The organism is Streptomyces spiralis, assembly GCF_014654675.1.
Lineage (GTDB): Bacteria > Actinomycetota > Actinomycetes > Streptomycetales > Streptomycetaceae > Streptomyces > Streptomyces spiralis.
In genome coordinates this window covers 1-15,901 of the sequence record NZ_BNBC01000023.1, presented here as the reverse complement: position 1 = coordinate 15,901, position 15,901 = coordinate 1, and the positions used below count along the sequence as shown (strand labels likewise).

Genomic DNA, 15,901 nt, shown 5'->3' with positions numbered 1-15,901 from the left:
GGCGTGCTGGGCGTGCTGGAAGCGGTCACTGGCCCGCTCCCGTGAAGAGGTCGCCGGTGTAGTAGCTCTTCGGGTCGAGGGGGTGATCGAGTTTGCCCGCCTGGACGAAGTAGTCGTTCATGCTCTTCAGCCACTTGTCGATGGTGCCGTCCTTGGTCAGCGCGTCCAGCTTGTTCACGTCGAGCAGCTCGACGTTGGCGGCGTCCGCCTTCACCTGCGCCTCGGGGATGCCGAGCTTGTCGGCGGTGAGCTTGATGGCCTCGTCGGTGTGCGCGGAGCGGTAGGCGATCGCCTCCCGCAGCACTGCGAGGACCTTCTTCGCCTTCTCCGGCTGCTTGGAGACGAACCCGTTGGCGGCGACGAAGGCCGTCGGGAAGGAGACCTGGTCGGCGAAGTCGGAGTTCTTCGCCAGTTCGACCATGCCCGGCACCTGCTTCTTAATGGTCGCGGCCGCGGGGTACCAGAAGCCGGCGGCGTCGACCTTCTTCGAGGAGAACGCCGAGACGATGGTCGACGGGTCCATCGGAACCGTCTTGACGTCGCTCTTCTTCATCCCCGCCTTCTCCAGGGCGAGGGTGAGGATCATGTCGCCGGACGTGCCCTCGGGCACGGCGACGGTCTTGCCCTTGAGCTGTTGCATCGAGGTGATGCCGGGCTGGGCGATGACGCGGTCGGCGTTGCCGAGGGTGTTGATCGCGATGACCTTGGCCTTGCCGGAGGCCGGCAGCCACATCGCGCCGGGGCCGATGTAGCCGAGGTCGAGGTTGTCGGTGCCCAGGGCCTGGATCTGCAGCGGGCCGTTGGTGAAGACCTTGCTCTCGGCGGAGAGGCCGTGCTTGGCCCACAGGCCCTTGGCGTCGGCGATGGCGATCAGACTGGTGCCGTTGAAGTCACCGATGTAGCCGATGCGCACCTTCTCACCGCCCTTGCCGGAGGAGGAGTCGCTGCCGCAGCCGGTCAGGAGAGCGGCGGCGGCCAGGCCTGCGACCGCTGCGGTGAACCCTCTGCGGGAGGTCGTGAGCGGCATGGGTGGGATGTCCTTCCGGTCAGATCGTCGTCGATGGCTGGGGGGCGGCCGTGCGGCCGTCCTGGTGGTAGACGGAGTGCCACACGCGGTTGCGCAGGGCGGCGAACTCCGGGCTGAGGCGGAACTCCTCGTCACGCGGGCCGTCCCAGCGGACGTCGATGACGTCGTACACGCGTCCCGGCCGGGCGGCCATGACGATGACGCGGTTCGCCAGGAAGACGGCCTCGTCGACGTCGTGCGTGATGAACAGGACGGTCCGCTTCTCCTTGCTCCAGGTGTCGAGGAGTTGCTCCTGGAGCTTGACCCGGGTCAGGGCGTCGAGCGCGCCGAACGGTTCGTCCATCAGCAGGATCGAGGGGCCCACGGCGTAGGCGCGAGCGATGGCGCAGCGCTGCCGCATGCCGCCGGAGAGCGTCTTCGGGAGCGCGTCGGCGAACTGTTCCAGCCCCACCAGGTTGATGAAGTGCTCCGCGCGCCTGCGGCGTTCAGCCTTGGGCACGCCCGCGGTCCGCAGGCCGAACTCGACGTTCTGCCGGACGGTCAGCCAGGGGAAGAGGGCGTACTGCTGGAAGATCACACCGCGCTCGGGTCCCGGCCCGGACACCGGTACGCCGTCGACCAGAGCACGGCCGGTGGTCGGCTCCTCCAGGCCGGCGAGGACGTTCAGCAGGGTGCTCTTGCCGCAGCCCGAGGGGCCGACGACGGTGACGAACTCGTTGTCAGCGATGTCGAGAGAGAGGTCGTCGAGAGCGGTGAACGTGGTGCGTCCCAGTGCGAAGGTCTTGGTGACGCCCTGGACGGATATCTTGGCCGCGCTACTGGTCATCGGCGTTCCTGCCATCCGGTGAGCTTGCGTTCTGCGAGGAGGAGGATGCGGTCCATGAGCAGACCGAGGATCCCGATCGAGATGAGTCCGACGAAGATCGTCGGAAGGTCGTAGTAGAGCTCGGCGTTCTGCATCCGGTAGCCGAGGCCCTGCTGTGCCGCGACCAGCTCGGCGGCGACCAGGGTCGCCCAGGCCGAGCCGAGGCCCACCCGCATGCCCACGAGGATGAACGGCGTGGAGGCGGGCACCACGACACGGGCGAAGATGACCGCGTCCCTGGCTCCCAGGACGCGGGCGGCGTTGATCAGCGTGCGGTCGACGTCGACGACGCCCTGGAACGTGGAGATGACGCACGCGAGGAACGCGGCCAGGAAGATGACGAAGATCTTCGGTGTCTCGTCGATACCCATGACCACGACGGCCAGCGGGATGATCGCCAGCGGTGGGATGGTCCGGAAGAACTGGATCCAGGGCTCGATCAGACTGCGCAGCACGCCGTACCAGCCCATGAGGAAGCCGACCGGGACGGCAACGGCGGTGCCGAGGGCGAAGCCGATGAGTACACGGGTCAGACTGGCGACCACGTCCTTGCCGAGCGTCCCGTTGTCGATCAGGGTCCCGGCCCGCGAGACGACCTCAGGCGGCGTCGGCAGTTTGAAGCCCGCGGAGGCCAGGGTCCACCAGATCGCGATGCCCAGCGCGACGGACACGGCGTTCAGGGCCGCGGACCGCCACCGCCGGCCCGACGGCGAACGCCGCGGTGCCGACCTGCTGCCGTCCGCGCCGTCGGAGTCGGCGGACGTTCCGGGTGTCTTCTCGGGTACGGGGTTTCGCCGGCCGGCGCCCTGCTTGTCAAGGACGGACATGGGCGGCTCCTTCGTCGGTGGAGTTGCGTACGCGGGAACCGCTCTTCACTTCGGCGGTTTCCGGATACCTCGCCAGGAGGGGTGAACTGTGGAAGACCGCGGCGAGCGCGCCGAGGGCGCCGTCGTCGTCGGAGAGCCGTGCCGCCTCGACCACGGGACCGGCCGACGCGATGGGGAAGAGCTCGCCGGCGAGGGTGGCGGCGACCTGCTCCACGATGACGGGCGCCAGCCGGGTGATCTCGCCGCCGATGACGACCTTCGCCGGATTGAGGGTCATCGTCGCCGCTCCGACGACGCGTCCCAGTGCGGCGGCCGCCTCCCGCAGCACCCGGTCCGCGACCGGGTGCGCGCCGGCCACGGCGGCCGCCAGGTCCTGGAGGTTCTCCAGGCGGAGACCGAACTCCCAGCAGGCGGCGAGTATCCCGGGGACCGAGGCCACGGTCTCCAGGCAGCCGCGCTTGCCGCAGCGGCAGGGCCGGCCCGCCGGTTCGACGGTGACGTGGCCCAGCTCGCCGGCCAGCCCGGCCGAGCCGGTGACCAGTTGGCCGCCGACGACGAGTCCGCCCCCGACGCCGTCGGACAGGCGTACGTACACCAGGTCGGCCACGCTGTCGGCGCCGCTGATGGCCTCGGCGAGGGCGGCGAGACGGGTGTTGTTGTCGACGATCACCGGCGCGTCGAAGCGTTCGGCGAAGGCCACGTCGACGCCGTCCGGGGCCGGGCGGAGCACCGTCGTCCCTGACGCCGCGCGGGGCCAGGCCGCGTCCGGCGCCGGGTACGGCCCCGGCACGCCGATACCGACGCCCTGGAGCGCCCCGAAGTGGACGCCGGCTTCGGCACTCAACCGGTCGACGAGGCCGAGCGCCAGCTCGGTCCGCGTCGGCCAGGACGCCTTGTCGTCGTACCGGACCGACCCCGAGGCCATGACCTCGTGCGAGGCGTCGGCGATGACGACGTGGACGCGCCGGTGGCCGAAGTCGACGCCCATGAACTGCGCCGACGCCGGGTCGAGCGCCAGCCGCTCGGCCGGCCGCCCACTGCCCTCGCGTCGGGAGGCATCGGTGTCCACGACGACGATGGCACCTCGTTGGAGGAGGCTGCCGGTGATCTCCGAGAGGGTGGTGCGGGACAGGCCGACGACCCGGGCGATCTCGCCACGGCTCATGGCTCCGTTCTCCTGCAGTGCGCGCAGCACGCGGTCCTCATGGGTCCGCCTGACCAGTGCGTGCACTCCCGTGGGCATCTGCATGGCCGTCAACGTAGGGAGGCCGGAAAATTCCGTCAACAGTCCGACAGAAAAAAGTGCGGGGAGGTGCGCGGTGTCGGACCGGGGCTGGGGACACATGCGGGCCCGTCTTGGTGTACGTGGCCACCTCGTGCGGCCTCACCATGAATCGTCGCCTCAGGAAGGGCCCTCGGCCTGCACGTTTCTCCTGCACAGCGGGGCGGGAGGCGGCTGTGGACGAGTCCGGGTGCTGCCGTCGACCCCTCCCCCACCTGTCACGCCGCCAACCGCGCGTTATCCAATCGTGACTCTCCGGACCGGTCGACCGAGCCCCCGCAGGACCAGCGGAAACACCGCCCCACATGCGGGCGTCGAGGCGTCGGACGCCCGGGATCATTTGTTCGGGGTGTTGACGGAAAAAATGTCCCTTCACATGCTGTCCGGCGTGCCGACCAGGGACGGCACGCCGGCATGGCACCGGCATCCCGGACGGCGAAGGAGATGACTGATGACCAGCCTTGAGAGCGGGTTGCACCGACGGACTCTGCTGGCCGGCGTCGCAGGCTTCGGAGCGGCGGCCGCCCTGCCCGCGGCCGTCGCGCATGCGGCGACCGGACCGGCGGAGGCCGCGCCGTCGGGGCGCCACCCCTCGAACTGGCCCGACCCGGAGCCCTACGGCCTCGCCGACACCCGGCTGGACCTGTGGCCGCGTGAGGACAACTCCTTCGTCCTCCCGCTCGAGTTGCGCCCTCGTGACGAGGAGCGGGGCCAGGTCTGGATGCGGGACACCTACGTCAACTGCTTCGTGGTCGACGGCCGCCCGGTCTACGTCGCCACCGGCACCACGCGCGTGCCCGGACTGCAGGCGGCCGCCCCCTGGAACGACGGCATCTTCGTCTGGGTGTCGCCGTCCCTCAAGGGGCCGTGGAGGCTGGTCGACACGACCGGCATCCGGCCCGGTGCCGAGCGGGGCAAGGTGTGGTCGCCCGAGTTCGCCGGTGAGAACCGCCCCGGACGTACGGTCGTGGCCCCCTGGCAGGAGTACTGGTACGACGACCAGTTCGGCAAGCGCGGCGAGGTCTGGGCCCCGGAACTGCACTACTTCCGCGACACGTGGTACATCGTCGCCTGCATGGGCGACCACTCCCGCAAGGTCGGCTCGTTCCTGCTCGTGAGCGAGGGCGGGATCGAGGGTCCGTACCGGCTCGTCGAGGGCAACCACGACAAGCCCTTCGGCGACCCCTTCATCGGGGGGCCGAAGTTCATCGAGCCCGGCGCCTACCACCACATCGACGGCAGCCTGTACTCCGAGGGCGACGACGCCTGGCTGGTGCTGCACAACGACCTGTACGCCAGGTTCCGGGACGACATGGAGGACATCGTCCCGACGACGAACCTGCCGAAGTTCCAGCAGGCGCCCTACTCACCGGAGCCGTACCGCGAAGGCGTGTACGTGTTCAGGTACGCCGGCAAGTACTACCTCGTCCAGACCGCGTGGGACTGGACGTCGGTCAATCCCGACGGCAGCACGAGGTACGCCTACGACACCGGCGGACCGGGCCGGACGCAGTACCAGTACGACGCGGTCGTCGCCGTCGCGGACACCCTGGAAGGCCCGTACTCCGAGCGGTGGACCGCGGGGGTGGGCATCGGCCACAACAACTTCTTCACGGACCATCACGGCGGGCTGTGGGCGACCTTCTTCCGCAACCCGAACTTCGGCTACTGGTCGGACGCCTCACGCATCGGCCAGGCCGCCGTGCCCGGTGTCGTACGGCTGGAATGGACCGGGCCGGCGCAGCATCGGCTGTACGTGCAGCGCCGGAACCACGGTCACACGATCAGCGGCTGACCACGCCGCGCCTCGCCGGCCGGTCGGGACGAGCGGCCGGCGCTCGCGGTCCTCGATCCACAAGGCCGTAAGGCCGGAAGGCTCGAAGGCCCCCGTCCAATATTCGTCGGAAATCTTTGACGCGTCGGGAATCTCCGACCTATAGTTTCGTCATGCCTGCCGACGTGTTCGGCGTTCTGGCCAACCCAGTGCGTCGCAAACTGCTGGAAAGCCTGCGTGAAGGACCACGCTCCACGGGTGAGCTGGCCGCGATGTTCGAGCTCGGGAGGCCGGCGGTCTCCGAGCACCTCGCGGTGCTCCGCACCGCCGGACTGGTGCGCGAGGAGCCGCGTGGCCGGCACCGGTTCTACCACCTGCAGGCGGCCCGGCTGGCCGAGGTGAGCGAGTGGCTGCGGCCGTTCGAGCACTACTGGAACCAGCGCCTGGACGCGCTGGCCGATCTATTGGACGAGGAGAACGAGAAGTGACCGAGAACAACGCGATCGATCTCGAGAGGTTTCTGCCCCATCCCCCGGCCGCGGTCTGGAACGCCCTGACCGATCCGGAGCTCCACGCCCGCTGGTGGGCCGCGGGAGACGTCAAGGCCGTCGTGGGCCACCGCTTCACCCTCGACATGGGCAACTTCGGCAAGCAGCCCTGCGAAGTGACCGAGGTGGAGGACCGGCGGCTGCTGGTCTACCGCTTCGCCGAGGGTTCGCTCGACACCACCATCACCTGGCGGCTGGAGCCGGAAGGCGAAGGCACCCGCCTGCGCCTGACCCACGCCGGCTTCGACCTCGACTCGCCGATGGGCCGACAGGCGTACGACGGCATGGGCAACGGCTGGCCCCACGTCCTGGACCGTCTGGTCAGTCTCCTCGGCGAGACCGCCTGAGGCGCCCGGCGGTTCCCACGCCTACCGAGCGGTCCCGGCGAACAGTGCCAGCTGGTCCTTGACCCAGGGGTCGAACACTGCCAGCCGCTTCGCGGCCGCGGGCTCGAACATCGCCAGCTGGCCCGCGACCCAGGCATCCGGGAGCCGGTGGGTGGCGCGCGTGGCGCGGCGGTGGTGGCAGCCGTGGCCGGAGCCGGTTTTCACCGTGGTGATCCGGGCGGGGACGTGCCGGGTGGTCTGAGCAGTGGCCGCCGTCGCCGAGCTGCCCGCGGCGAGCAAGGCGCCTCCGGCGACTGTGGCGGACACACCCACGGTGGCGATCCGACGCATCAGCTTCTTCACGATGATCCCTCCTTCCGCGGCCACCACTGCGCGGCCGCGAACGAACTGCCTCATGAGCGAGCCGCTTCTCAGCGGCAGGGAGTACGTCCTCCTTCGGATGGAAAGCATCCGGTTCGCCCGCCTACCCGCCCGCACACGGCACACACCAGCGGCGGCGGAGAATCTCAGGGACACCGGCAAGGGCGGCGGCCGCCCGCGGCGCGGCACCTCGTACCCGTCCCGGCAGCGTCACCCGTATCGATCAGGACACCCCACCCGTCACATCCCGCGGGGCCGGTCGTGCACGCACACGCCCTGAACGAGGCCCGCCAGCGGTACGGAACCGCTCGGTGGCCCGTGTCCTGTGCCAGTGAAGATTCACCGTTGCCGGCGAAGGTTGATGATCAGTGAGTTCGTGCCAGGGAACATTGATCGGCACGCTGTCCTGGCGGACCGGACTGGTGCCCACGGTGACACGGAACAGCCCTCGCCGCGGCCGCACCCGGTGCGATCATGCCTCACGTGAGAGAGGCCGGGATCGGTGTGAGACTGGGCACGGAAGGGGTGATCCCCTTGTCGGACCCACCGCACGCTCCCGCCAGTACCGACACCGCCGTCGACGAGAATCTGCTGGAAGAGCTGATCATCGAGGCCCAGACGGCCCTGCCCGTCGAACTGCCCGCCCTGGCGAACCGGTGCGCCTCGGCCCTCGGCCTGGACACCGCGCTGATCTACCTTGTCGACCTGCAACAACGGCTGCTCATCCCACTCGACGAGACCTTGGAGCCGCTACCGGTGACCGACTCGTTGGCCGGCTGGGCGTACCGCACCGTCTCCCCGCGGGTGGACGACGCCGACGACAGCGTGATCGTCTGGATGCCTCTGGTCGACGGCGCGGAGCGGCTGGGCGTCCTGGCGGTGCGGACCGCCTCGCTCGACGGGGCGCGGATGCGCCGCAGCCGGATCCTGGCCCATCTGCTCGCCATGCTGATCACCTCCAAGCGCGCCTACAGCGACTGGCTCGCCGCCCGCACGCGCACCGCGACCATGCGATTGCCAACCGAGATGCTGCGGGCCTTCCTGCCACCCCGCACGATCGGTAGCAGCAGGTGCGTCTCCACCGCGGTCCTGGAACCGGCGTACGACGTCGCCGGCGACGCCTTCGACCACTCCGTGGTCAAGGACGTGCTCCACACCTTGATCCTCGACTCCATGGGTCACGATCTGACCTCCGGTCTGACCGCGTCGGTCGCCATGGCGGCGGCGCGGAACGCCCGCCGCGGCGGTTGCGACCTGGCCGACGTCGTCGAGTCCGTCGACCAGGCGCTCGCCCAGTGGCTGCCCGACCAGTTCTGCACCGGCGTGCTGTGCCGGCTCGACGCGCAGACTGGCGTGCTGCGCTGGGTCAATTGCGGTCACCCGCCGCCACTGCTGATCCGTGCCGAGCGGGTGCTCGACGGGGCGCTCGACAGCCCCCCGCAGCCGCCGATCGGCCTGGCCGGCCAACTCGCCCCGGCCGCCCGACAGGTCCACGAGACGACACTGGAACCGGGCGACTGCGTGCTGCTCTATACCGACGGTGTCATAGAAGCACGCGACACGGACGGCGCGGAGTTCGGCCTCGATCGGTTCACCGACTTCATCATCCGCTCCTCCGCCGCCGGCCAGCGCCCGGCCGAGGTACTGCGGTTGCTCATCCACGCCCTCCTCGACCACCAGCGCAACCAACTGCGGGACGACGCGACCATCCTGCTCTTCGAATGGCGCCCGCAGCACCAGTGACGGACATTGCGCCGAACCTCGCGGCTTGTACACCGTCCTCGCCCAAGCCGCACATCAAGATCGCCGCACCACCGTCAAAGATTCCGCTCCGACACTCCCCGAGGGTCTCCTTCTCGCCACTCAACCTTCGGCGGCACGTCGCACGGCGGCGGAGCGGTGGCTGTGCCGGGCGGCCGCCTCGAGCCCTTTGGCCGCCGAGGAGTGGGAATCTCAGGCCGTAGCTGGGGCGGGTTGTGACGGGCCCCGCAGGATCCACGGGTCAGCGGGGACGCTGCACTCCGCGCAGGAGGTGCCGAGCCCGGCCGCAGGCAGCCGCACAGCAGTCCGCGGCCCGAGAGATGCTGCATGCCCGTTGCGGCGCCGGAGCCGACAGACGTGGCCGACGTACCGCGAGCCCCATACCCCAGGCTGTGGCTTCGTAACTGAGGGGCGACACCGCTTATCACCGAGTTCGGACAGCATTTGGTGATCGCAGGGCAAGAAAACGTCGATGAGAACTGACACCGGTCGTGGGCGCGCTGCGGCGTGACGCTGCAAGGATCTCCGAAACCTCCGTCACAGCTCGGTTGATCCACCAGACTTGCTCCTGTTTCCCGACGGAGAAGGGACGGCAAGCATGGCGAAGAGCGCACTTCTGGTGATGGATGTCCAACGGGACGTCGTGGCCATCGCCGATGACGGCTCCGGATATCTGCCGCGCTTGCGCAGGGCGATCGACGGTGCCCGGGCTGCAGGTATCACCGTGATCTACGTGGTGCTCGGGTTACGGCCGGGCGATCCAGAAGTCAGCCCCCGCAACAGGGTGATGACAAACGCCGTGCGGGCCGGCCTGTTCACCGAGGGGGCCCCTGGCACCGAGATCCATGACGACGTCGCGCCCCAGCAGGGCGACGTCGTGGTCACCAAGAGGCGGGGAAGCGCGTTCTCGGGCAGCGACCTCGACCTGGTGCTCAGGGCTCGCGATATCGACAGCCTGGTTCTCACCGGCATCGCCACCAGCGCTGTAGTGCTGTCCACCCTGTGGCACGCCATCGACCTGGACTTCGGCCTCACCGTCCTGGCGGATGCCTGCCTCGACACCGACCCCGAGGTGCACCGGATGCTCACCGAAAAGCTGTTCCCGCAGTGGGCAGATGTGGTCGCAGCCGAGGACTGGATCAAAGCCATCGCACCGCAATAGCGGGAGGCCGTCCGGGGCCCTCGAACGGCAGGCTCTCCGCGGCGGCGGCCGCGCACGGCGCCGAGCCAGCGGGCCGCTGCCCCCGCATGACCGCAGATGGCGCCACCGCGGTCACGTCGCGATCAGCAGCTTCGCAGGAGCCGGTGCCAGCCCTGACGTTCAGCACTGTCTGTGCGTCCCCGAGCGCGTCCCAGATCTGCGCGGCGATCCGCGGCTCGGTACGCCGTGTCGCGGTGCAAGCGCCGCCGATCGCCTCGTACAGCCGTGCACCGAGCAATCTCCAGTGTGATCACTCACAGAGGCAATACCCGTGAACAGGCACTTCACGATGGCGGTCCAGGGCGGTCTCCTGCGTATCCAGGGCAACGAGGGAGTCTCCGGCACGCCGACCGCCGGGCGCGTCGGCGAGGCCACCGAAAGTGGCCGGGGCCTCGGCGACTACCTCTCCGCCCCCACCAGCGGAATGCTGGACGGCACTCCGTACCAGCACCTGAAGAAAGCCCCGAGCTGTCCGACTTCCTCTCACTCTGGGAGGACTGGCCCCACCAGGCCCTGGCCCGGCTCCCGCACTGCATCTCCTCAGCTGAAAGAGGCGCAGAGTTGTGTCACGTGACGGCAGGTGTCTGCGCGCCTTGGGGCAACTGGTGGGTTCAGGGCGGTGTGAGGGTGTCGAGTTGCGCAGCGAGGTCGGGGTGGGTGGTGGTCAGGTGAGGGCGGGCGGCGTTGAGGGGGCGGATGAGCTCGGCGGGGTCGTCGTGGGCAAGAGCCGCGTGGAGCTGGCTGAGGGAGAGGCGGGCCGCGGCGGGCAGGTCGGTGAGGGCGGTGATCTGGCCGGCAATGCGGCGCAGGTCAGCTGCGTTGCGGCGAGCCCAGGTGGCGGTGGTGCGTTCGGCGGCGCGGCGTTCGCGGGTGGCCTGGACGCGTTGTTCGCCGGTGCTTCCGGCGGGGCCGGGGCGGCCGCGCAGGTAGCGGCGTTCGGCGGCCTGCCGGCTGGCGACGCCGAGAGGGTGGGCGAGGTCGGCCCAGCTGGCTCCCGCGTCGCGGGCGGTCTCGATCAGGCCGTTCTCCCATCCGGCGAGCTGCTCGCGCACCCGTCGCAGCAGCATCAGGGAGGCAAGCGCCTGCTCCGGCCCGGGACCGGGCTCATCCGGGGCGTCCGGGGACACTCGCTGGGCGTCGCGCAGGGCGTCGTCTATGGCGTGCAGGGCCGCCGCGGCGGCGATGAACGACACCGGACTGTGGGCATTCGTGCTGGTCGTGGACGGCTGGTCGGCTGTGGTCACGGGCACCTCCCTCTGTTGTCATCATCTAGATGACATCGCGTTTGTCATCCATTGGACGACATGTTACAACGGTGTCAGTGAGGCGCATTGGCAGCAACGCCCGAACCTGCTGGAGGTGTTTTCACGATGTTGATGCGCACTGACCCCTTCCGTGAGCTGGACCGGCTGGCGCAGCATCTGATGGGCCCGGGCACCTGGTCCCGTCCGTCGGCGATGCCGATGGACGCCTACCGCGAGGGCGACGAGTATGTGGTGGCCTTCGACCTTCCGGGCGTCACGGCGGACGCGATCGACATCGACGTCGAGCGGAACATGCTCACCGTCAAGGCGGAGCGACGGCCGGTGGCGACGGGCGACGACGTGCAGGTGGAGCTGTCCGAGCGGCCGCTGGGCGTCTTCTCCCGCCAGATCGTGCTCGCCGACACCCTCGACACCGAGCACATTCAGGCCGACTATGACGCGGGCGTGCTCACCCTGCGCATCCCGATCGCCGAGCGCGCCAAGCCCCGCAAGATCTCCATCGGCGTCGGATCCGGCCGCAAGGAGATCTCCGGCTGACATCAGCCGGACGGGTGCGGAGGGCGTTCACCCGATCTCTCCCTCACCCCGCCCTCCGCACCCCTTCGGCAGTCCGAAGAAGGAAGAAGGAAGGGTGGCGGCCGAGATGACTCTGCGACGCGAAGCGTTCCTCGGCCACGTGAAGGAACGCGGCGAGTACGACACTCTGGAGGAAGCCGAGCGCGCGGCTCGTGTGGTGCTCGCTCTCCTCGGCGCACACCTGGTCGGCGACGTCCGCGCCCAACTGGCGGCGCGCCTGCCTGAGGCGTTTGCCCTGATCCTGCTCAACCCGCTGCAGAGCGCCGAGCCGCTGTCCCCGGAGCGGTTCGTCCGCGCAACCGCCGCGTGGATCGAAGGCGCCACCGAGCAGACCGCGGCCTGGGACGTCAGCGCCGTGCTGTCCACCGTCGCCGACGCAGCCGACGAGGACCTGCTGGGCCAGATCCTGCTTGAGCTCCCTGCCGGCTACGACCTGCTCTTCGGCCGCCCCCAGCCCACCTGACCATCCCGCACGCCGGTGCCCGAACACCGGCCACAGCAAGAAAGGCAACCACCCCAGTGATCTCCGATCGGCACGCACCGACCCAGCAGCCGTACGGGACGGCATACGAGCAGATGCTGGAGAAGGTCCGCTACGAGGGCGCCTACCCCACCCTCGAGAGAGCCGACGAAGCCGTCCGTCTGGTTCTTGCCGGACTGGGGCGCCAGCTGACCGGCGACGAACGCGTCGACCTGGCCGCCTGCCTGCCCCTGGAAGCCGCACGCGTGCTGACCACGCAGATCCCCGACCCCCAGCCGCTGACCGGCTGGGCCTTCGTCAAGGACCTCGCCGCCCGCACCGGCGCCTCCCTGGCCACCACCCGCTGGGACACCGGCACCGTCTTCTCCGCCGTCGCCGCCTACACCGGCCCCGACCTGCTCACTCGCATCCTCCACCAGCTCCCCACCGGCTACGCCCTGCTGTTCGGCCGCGCCGAACTCACCCCGGCCGCCTAGGAGCTCTCCTACGGATCACTGGCAGAGTAATTGCAAAACATGCTGGTGGCGGTGGAGCTGTTGCCTGCGACGATGCGCCCGCGAGCCACGACCTTGCTGTGTGGGACGGCGACCGTCCATTCGACAACCGTGCTGCGAGCTCGGCATATGACGAGTTCTATGAGCGCTATCTGGAGTCGGACGATGTCGCCGTGCCTCCGGCGCCGCGCATTGTGGCGTATGTGGAAGCCCTCGTCACGCGATACCCGGACGACGTCGACCGCAGTGTCGTGTGGGCGTCGCCCCCGGTCATCGATGAGGCATCTGGTCTGATCGTGCACCTGCTCATGTCCTACAGCAAAGCTGAGGAAGTATCCGAGTACGCCGCTGCATTGTCCCGCGAGCACGGGCTCGTCTGCTTGGAAAGGAAGGTGCCCGCAATAAGGAGACCGGCGCGGTAGACCGTGGCGGTCTGCGGGCCCTCTCCAGAGCGGCTCGTCACCGGGCCAGCAGCTTGGCCAGTGTGATGCGGTCTTCCGCCGGATGATCACGGGCGCGCTCGGCTCGCACCGGGTCCTGTTCCCCAAGAGCGTCTGGACCGCCTACCTCAGCGACCAGATGAAGGCGATCGAGTGGCACCTGGCAGGCAGCCTGAGTATCACTCTGCTGGGCGACGAGGAGACTTGCTCACCGGGACAGCTCGTGGGACGACTGCGGACGCAGCGGTGGTGTGTCGCTCCGGGCCATGACGAGGCCAGCGGCGGCGGCGTCGAATCCTGTCGGCCAGATCGTCGTGGCGTCACCCACTGCGCCTGTCAGGGTGGTCGCATCCAGGTCGGTACCCGTCAGGTCAGCGCCACGCAGATCGGCCAGTTCGAATCGCGCGCCTTTGACCACCGCACCCGTCAGATCGGCGCCGCTCAGGTCCGTCGCGCTCAGGTCCGCCCCATCGAGCCGGGCATGCCACAAGACCGCAGTCCGGAGGTCGGCCTGGTACAGGTTTGCGTTGATGAGTGCAGCGCCGGCCAGCCAAATGCCGGTCAGATCCGCACGTCGTAGATCCGCACTGGTCAAGCGTGCGTCTGAGAGGTCACAGTAGTGCAGGTCGGCGTCGGCCAAGTCAGCGAAGGCCAGCCGCACCCCCCGAAGGTCGATCCGGTCCAGGCGCAGTTCCTGAAAACGCGGCGCCGGCGCCCGGCGGCCGAGGACCGTCATCGCAGCCTGCCGGTCGGGGGACCGCACGGAGAGCGGTTCTTCCCCACCATGGATACGTGCCAGTTCGCCTTTGTGCGCCTCATCACGGGGGACCGGCCGCTCGCTGAGCGGAACTGCCGTTCCGTTGCGCTTCACGAAGGAGCACAGCACCTCCGCGATCGGCCCGCGATCGTCCGGCGAGTCATAGGCGATGCGTTCGAGGGCGAAGACCGCGCCGATCCGTACTTCCGGGCTGGCGCTGCCCAGTTGCTCCACGGCTGCTGTGAAGCGCTGGGTGATCTGTCCTTGGCGACTGACGTCCAACTGCCGCCAGGTGAAGTACGCACCGATCAGCAGCGCTACGCCCGCCAGTCCCTGCAGCAGGGTGCCGCGAATGTCGTTGACCGCCTTCGCCCGGTCTGCGGCGGGTGTCGAGGGAGCATCCCAGCTCAGCAGGACGCGAGGCGCCACCACGGTGACAAAGGCGACCAGAACCACGCTGCCGCAGACCACGGCGAGGCCCGTCACCCACGACCGGCCGACGCGGCGCGGTCCGGGGGGTATCTCCTCGCGGACGGGATGCCCGGGCAGAACCCGCTGTCCCCTTGACGACCTGGCCATCCCCCACCACTTCCTGCCAACGCTCGCCGCAATGGCAGAAGGATGCGTCTGAGCAGCCGTCTTCAAACGCCCCTGGGCGACCTCGCCCAGAAGGCAGCGGGTTCAGAAACAAGCACTGAAAGAGCGTTTTGTCCCGGAGGGGGTGTTTGGTGCTGCTCTAGGGGCGAGTTGGTGTGGGGAGATGGGGGCAGCCGGGCTTGATGTGGCAGGTGTGACGGCTGACGTCGTTCGCCGGTCCGGTTGGGATGGTTCGCTCCTGTCTGATCCCGGGGCGCCCCCTGCTGGCATCATTTGCGCCCTGGAGAGACACCGTGCCGGACAGTACTACGGAAACATGACGCGACGGCGCCCGTATCCCAGCGACCTGTCCGACGCCCGCTGGGCACTTCTGGAACCCACGCTGACAGCATGGCGGACGGAACGGAGAGGCAGGGGCCCGGACATCGGCCGGCCGCCCGAGCATGACTTGCGCCGCCTCATGGACGCCATCCTCTACGTCGATCGGACGGGCATCCCGTGGCGCTGCCTGCCGCATGATTTCCCTCCCTGGGAAACCGTCTACGGATACTTTGCCGCCTGGCAGAAGGAAGGCATCTTCGACCACCTCAACGGACTCCTGCGCCGCTTGGCCCGCCAGGCCGAAGGCCGAGATGCCGAGCCGAGTGCCTGCGTGCTGGACGCACAGAGCATCAAGACCTCTGCCAACGTGCCCGCGGCCAGCCAGGGCATCGATGCAGGCAAGAAAATCGCAGGTCGCAAGCGGCACATCGGCGTCGACACCCTTGGCCTGCTGCTGGCGGTCTGGGTCACCGCCGCCAGCGTCTCCGACAACACCGGCGGCATGCATGTACTGTCCCGCATCGCCGATGCGCATCCCCGAGTGACCAAGGCATGGGCCGACACCGGCTACCGAACGAAAGCCATCGACCACGGCACCCGACTCGGCATCGACGTCGAAGTCGTCCAACGCAACCCCGGTGTCAAAGGTTTCAAGGTGATCCCCCGACGTTGGGTGGTTGAGCGGACCTTCGGCTGGCTGATGCACCACCGCCGACTCGCACGCGACTACGAGACCCACACCCACCGCTCCGAAGCCATAATCCACGTCGCGACGATCGACCTCATAAGCCGACGACTCACCCGCGAAGCCACCCCGAACTGGCGCGGCTCGATGTCCTGGTGCACCGTCGTGAGCGGCGGATCCGTGGTCTCGGCGATGGGGGTGAGATCGTCGAAGCCTACGACCGCCACATCCTGCGGCACCGTGCGCCCCCGTTCCCTCAAGATCCGCAGGGCACCGGAAGCCATCAGGTCCGA

17 protein-coding genes and 2 pseudogenes are annotated in these 15,901 nt (G+C 69.0%); 10 read left to right on the top strand and 9 right to left on the bottom strand.

Annotated features, from left to right (window positions below; all coding sequences use genetic code 11):
- Positions 1 to 25: 25 nt before the first annotated feature.
- From IE318_RS23050 to IE318_RS23035, 4 genes are read right to left on the bottom strand one after another with little or no spacing between them, the layout of a single operon-like run.
- Entirely contained in the window at positions 26 to 1,027 is a 1,002-nt protein-coding gene (locus IE318_RS23050; protein WP_189903282.1) for an aliphatic sulfonate ABC transporter substrate-binding protein, read from the bottom strand.
- Positions 1,028 to 1,046: 19 nt separating this feature from the next.
- The gene (locus IE318_RS23045; protein ID WP_189903280.1) at positions 1,047 to 1,853 is read right to left on the bottom strand and encodes an ABC transporter ATP-binding protein; all 807 of its coding nucleotides are present in this window, start codon (positions 1,851 to 1,853) and stop codon (positions 1,047 to 1,049) included.
- A complete protein-coding gene (locus tag IE318_RS23040; RefSeq protein WP_189903278.1) occupies positions 1,850 to 2,719 on the bottom strand; it encodes an ABC transporter permease in 870 nt (289 codons plus the stop codon). Before IE318_RS23040 ends, IE318_RS23045 begins: the two co-directional genes overlap by 4 nt.
- Positions 2,706 to 3,968, bottom strand: a complete 1,263-nt coding sequence (locus IE318_RS23035; RefSeq protein WP_189903276.1) for an ROK family transcriptional regulator — start codon at positions 3,966 to 3,968, stop codon at positions 2,706 to 2,708. The genes IE318_RS23040 and IE318_RS23035 overlap by 14 nt, the downstream gene beginning before the upstream one ends.
- A gap of 484 nt (positions 3,969 to 4,452) precedes the next feature.
- Between IE318_RS23035 and IE318_RS23030 the strand changes: the two genes are divergently transcribed.
- The 3 genes from IE318_RS23030 (at position 4,453) to IE318_RS23020 (ending at position 6,670) form a co-directional block, all read left to right on the top strand.
- Positions 4,453 to 5,796: a family 43 glycosylhydrolase gene (locus IE318_RS23030; RefSeq protein ID WP_189903274.1), complete on the top strand. Its 1,344-nt coding sequence runs from the start codon at positions 4,453 to 4,455 to the stop codon at positions 5,794 to 5,796.
- 152 nt (positions 5,797 to 5,948) lie between these two features.
- Positions 5,949 to 6,263 (top strand): ArsR/SmtB family transcription factor, encoded by a 315-nt coding sequence (locus IE318_RS23025; protein ID WP_189903272.1) that lies wholly within the window; start codon positions 5,949 to 5,951, stop codon positions 6,261 to 6,263.
- On the top strand, positions 6,260 to 6,670 hold the full coding sequence (locus IE318_RS23020; protein WP_189903270.1) for an SRPBCC family protein: 411 nt from the start codon (positions 6,260 to 6,262) through the stop codon (positions 6,668 to 6,670). Before IE318_RS23025 ends, IE318_RS23020 begins: the two co-directional genes overlap by 4 nt.
- Positions 6,671 to 6,691: 21 nt before the next feature.
- On the opposite strand, the gene IE318_RS23015 is transcribed toward IE318_RS23020, so the two are convergent.
- Positions 6,692 to 7,012: a hypothetical protein gene (locus tag IE318_RS23015; protein WP_194717501.1), complete on the bottom strand. Its 321-nt coding sequence runs from the start codon at positions 7,010 to 7,012 to the stop codon at positions 6,692 to 6,694.
- Between the two features lie 492 nt (positions 7,013 to 7,504).
- Between IE318_RS23015 and IE318_RS23010 the strand changes: the two genes are divergently transcribed.
- Positions 7,505 to 8,773 (top strand): PP2C family protein-serine/threonine phosphatase, encoded by a 1,269-nt coding sequence (locus IE318_RS23010; RefSeq protein ID WP_189903266.1) that lies wholly within the window; start codon positions 7,505 to 7,507, stop codon positions 8,771 to 8,773.
- A gap of 616 nt (positions 8,774 to 9,389) precedes the next feature.
- Complete coding sequence (locus IE318_RS23005) at positions 9,390 to 9,953, top strand: cysteine hydrolase family protein (RefSeq protein WP_189903264.1); 564 nt, start codon at positions 9,390 to 9,392, stop codon at positions 9,951 to 9,953.
- Here IE318_RS23005 and IE318_RS45140 read toward each other — a convergent pair.
- Together IE318_RS45140 and IE318_RS23000 are read right to left on the bottom strand one after the other, a co-directional pair.
- Positions 9,943 to 10,230 (bottom strand): annotated as a pseudogene (locus IE318_RS45140) (MerR family transcriptional regulator); the annotation flags it as partial. The gene IE318_RS23005 and the pseudogene IE318_RS45140 overlap by 11 nt on opposite strands.
- Positions 10,231 to 10,603: 373 nt before the next feature.
- The gene (locus IE318_RS23000; RefSeq protein ID WP_030183211.1) at positions 10,604 to 11,236 is read right to left on the bottom strand and encodes a hypothetical protein; all 633 of its coding nucleotides are present in this window, start codon (positions 11,234 to 11,236) and stop codon (positions 10,604 to 10,606) included.
- 126 nt (positions 11,237 to 11,362) lie between these two features.
- Here IE318_RS23000 and IE318_RS22995 point away from each other — a divergent pair, with 126 nt between their 5' ends.
- The 4 genes from IE318_RS22995 (at position 11,363) to IE318_RS22980 (ending at position 13,230) form a co-directional block, all read left to right on the top strand.
- Positions 11,363 to 11,794: an Hsp20/alpha crystallin family protein gene (locus IE318_RS22995; RefSeq protein ID WP_189903262.1), complete on the top strand. Its 432-nt coding sequence runs from the start codon at positions 11,363 to 11,365 to the stop codon at positions 11,792 to 11,794.
- 106 nt (positions 11,795 to 11,900) lie between these two features.
- Positions 11,901 to 12,296 (top strand): DUF2267 domain-containing protein, encoded by a 396-nt coding sequence (locus tag IE318_RS22990; protein WP_030183215.1) that lies wholly within the window; start codon positions 11,901 to 11,903, stop codon positions 12,294 to 12,296.
- Between the two features lie 56 nt (positions 12,297 to 12,352).
- Positions 12,353 to 12,790, top strand: coding sequence for a DUF2267 domain-containing protein (locus IE318_RS22985; protein WP_189903260.1), 438 nt, complete (start codon positions 12,353 to 12,355; stop codon positions 12,788 to 12,790).
- A 98-nt stretch (positions 12,791 to 12,888) separates the two neighbouring features.
- On the top strand, positions 12,889 to 13,230 hold the full coding sequence (locus IE318_RS22980; RefSeq protein ID WP_229903698.1) for a hypothetical protein: 342 nt from the start codon (positions 12,889 to 12,891) through the stop codon (positions 13,228 to 13,230).
- A 226-nt stretch (positions 13,231 to 13,456) separates the two neighbouring features.
- Here IE318_RS22980 and IE318_RS22975 read toward each other — a convergent pair whose 3' ends face one another.
- Positions 13,457 to 14,461, bottom strand: coding sequence for a pentapeptide repeat-containing protein (locus tag IE318_RS22975; protein ID WP_194717500.1), 1,005 nt, complete (start codon positions 14,459 to 14,461; stop codon positions 13,457 to 13,459).
- A 457-nt stretch (positions 14,462 to 14,918) separates the two neighbouring features.
- Between IE318_RS22975 and IE318_RS22970 the strand changes: the two are divergent.
- Positions 14,919 to 15,755, top strand: a pseudogene (locus IE318_RS22970) (IS5 family transposase); the annotation flags it as partial.
- Here IE318_RS22970 and IE318_RS45135 read toward each other — a convergent pair.
- The coding region (locus IE318_RS45135; protein WP_229903712.1) for a substrate-binding domain-containing protein at positions 15,650 to 15,901 on the bottom strand (252 nt) is incomplete at its 5' end. The pseudogene IE318_RS22970 and the gene IE318_RS45135 overlap by 106 nt on opposite strands.

Coding starts and splice junctions, on each gene's coding strand:
- IE318_RS23030 (WP_189903274.1), top strand. CDS start 4,453: ATGACCAGCCTTGAGAGCGGGTTGCACCGACGGACTCTGCTGGCCGGC.
- IE318_RS23045 (WP_189903280.1), bottom strand. CDS start 1,853: ATGACCAGTAGCGCGGCCAAGATATCCGTCCAGGGCGTCACCAAGACC.
- IE318_RS23010 (WP_189903266.1), top strand. CDS start 7,505: ATGCCTCACGTGAGAGAGGCCGGGATCGGTGTGAGACTGGGCACGGAA.
- IE318_RS23005 (WP_189903264.1), top strand. CDS start 9,390: ATGGCGAAGAGCGCACTTCTGGTGATGGATGTCCAACGGGACGTCGTG.
- IE318_RS23035 (WP_189903276.1), bottom strand. CDS start 3,968: ATGCAGATGCCCACGGGAGTGCACGCACTGGTCAGGCGGACCCATGAG.
- IE318_RS23025 (WP_189903272.1), top strand. CDS start 5,949: ATGCCTGCCGACGTGTTCGGCGTTCTGGCCAACCCAGTGCGTCGCAAA.
- IE318_RS22995 (WP_189903262.1), top strand. CDS start 11,363: ATGTTGATGCGCACTGACCCCTTCCGTGAGCTGGACCGGCTGGCGCAG.
- IE318_RS23040 (WP_189903278.1), bottom strand. CDS start 2,719: ATGTCCGTCCTTGACAAGCAGGGCGCCGGCCGGCGAAACCCCGTACCC.
- IE318_RS23050 (WP_189903282.1), bottom strand. CDS start 1,027: ATGCCGCTCACGACCTCCCGCAGAGGGTTCACCGCAGCGGTCGCAGGC.
- IE318_RS22990 (WP_030183215.1), top strand. CDS start 11,901: ATGACTCTGCGACGCGAAGCGTTCCTCGGCCACGTGAAGGAACGCGGC.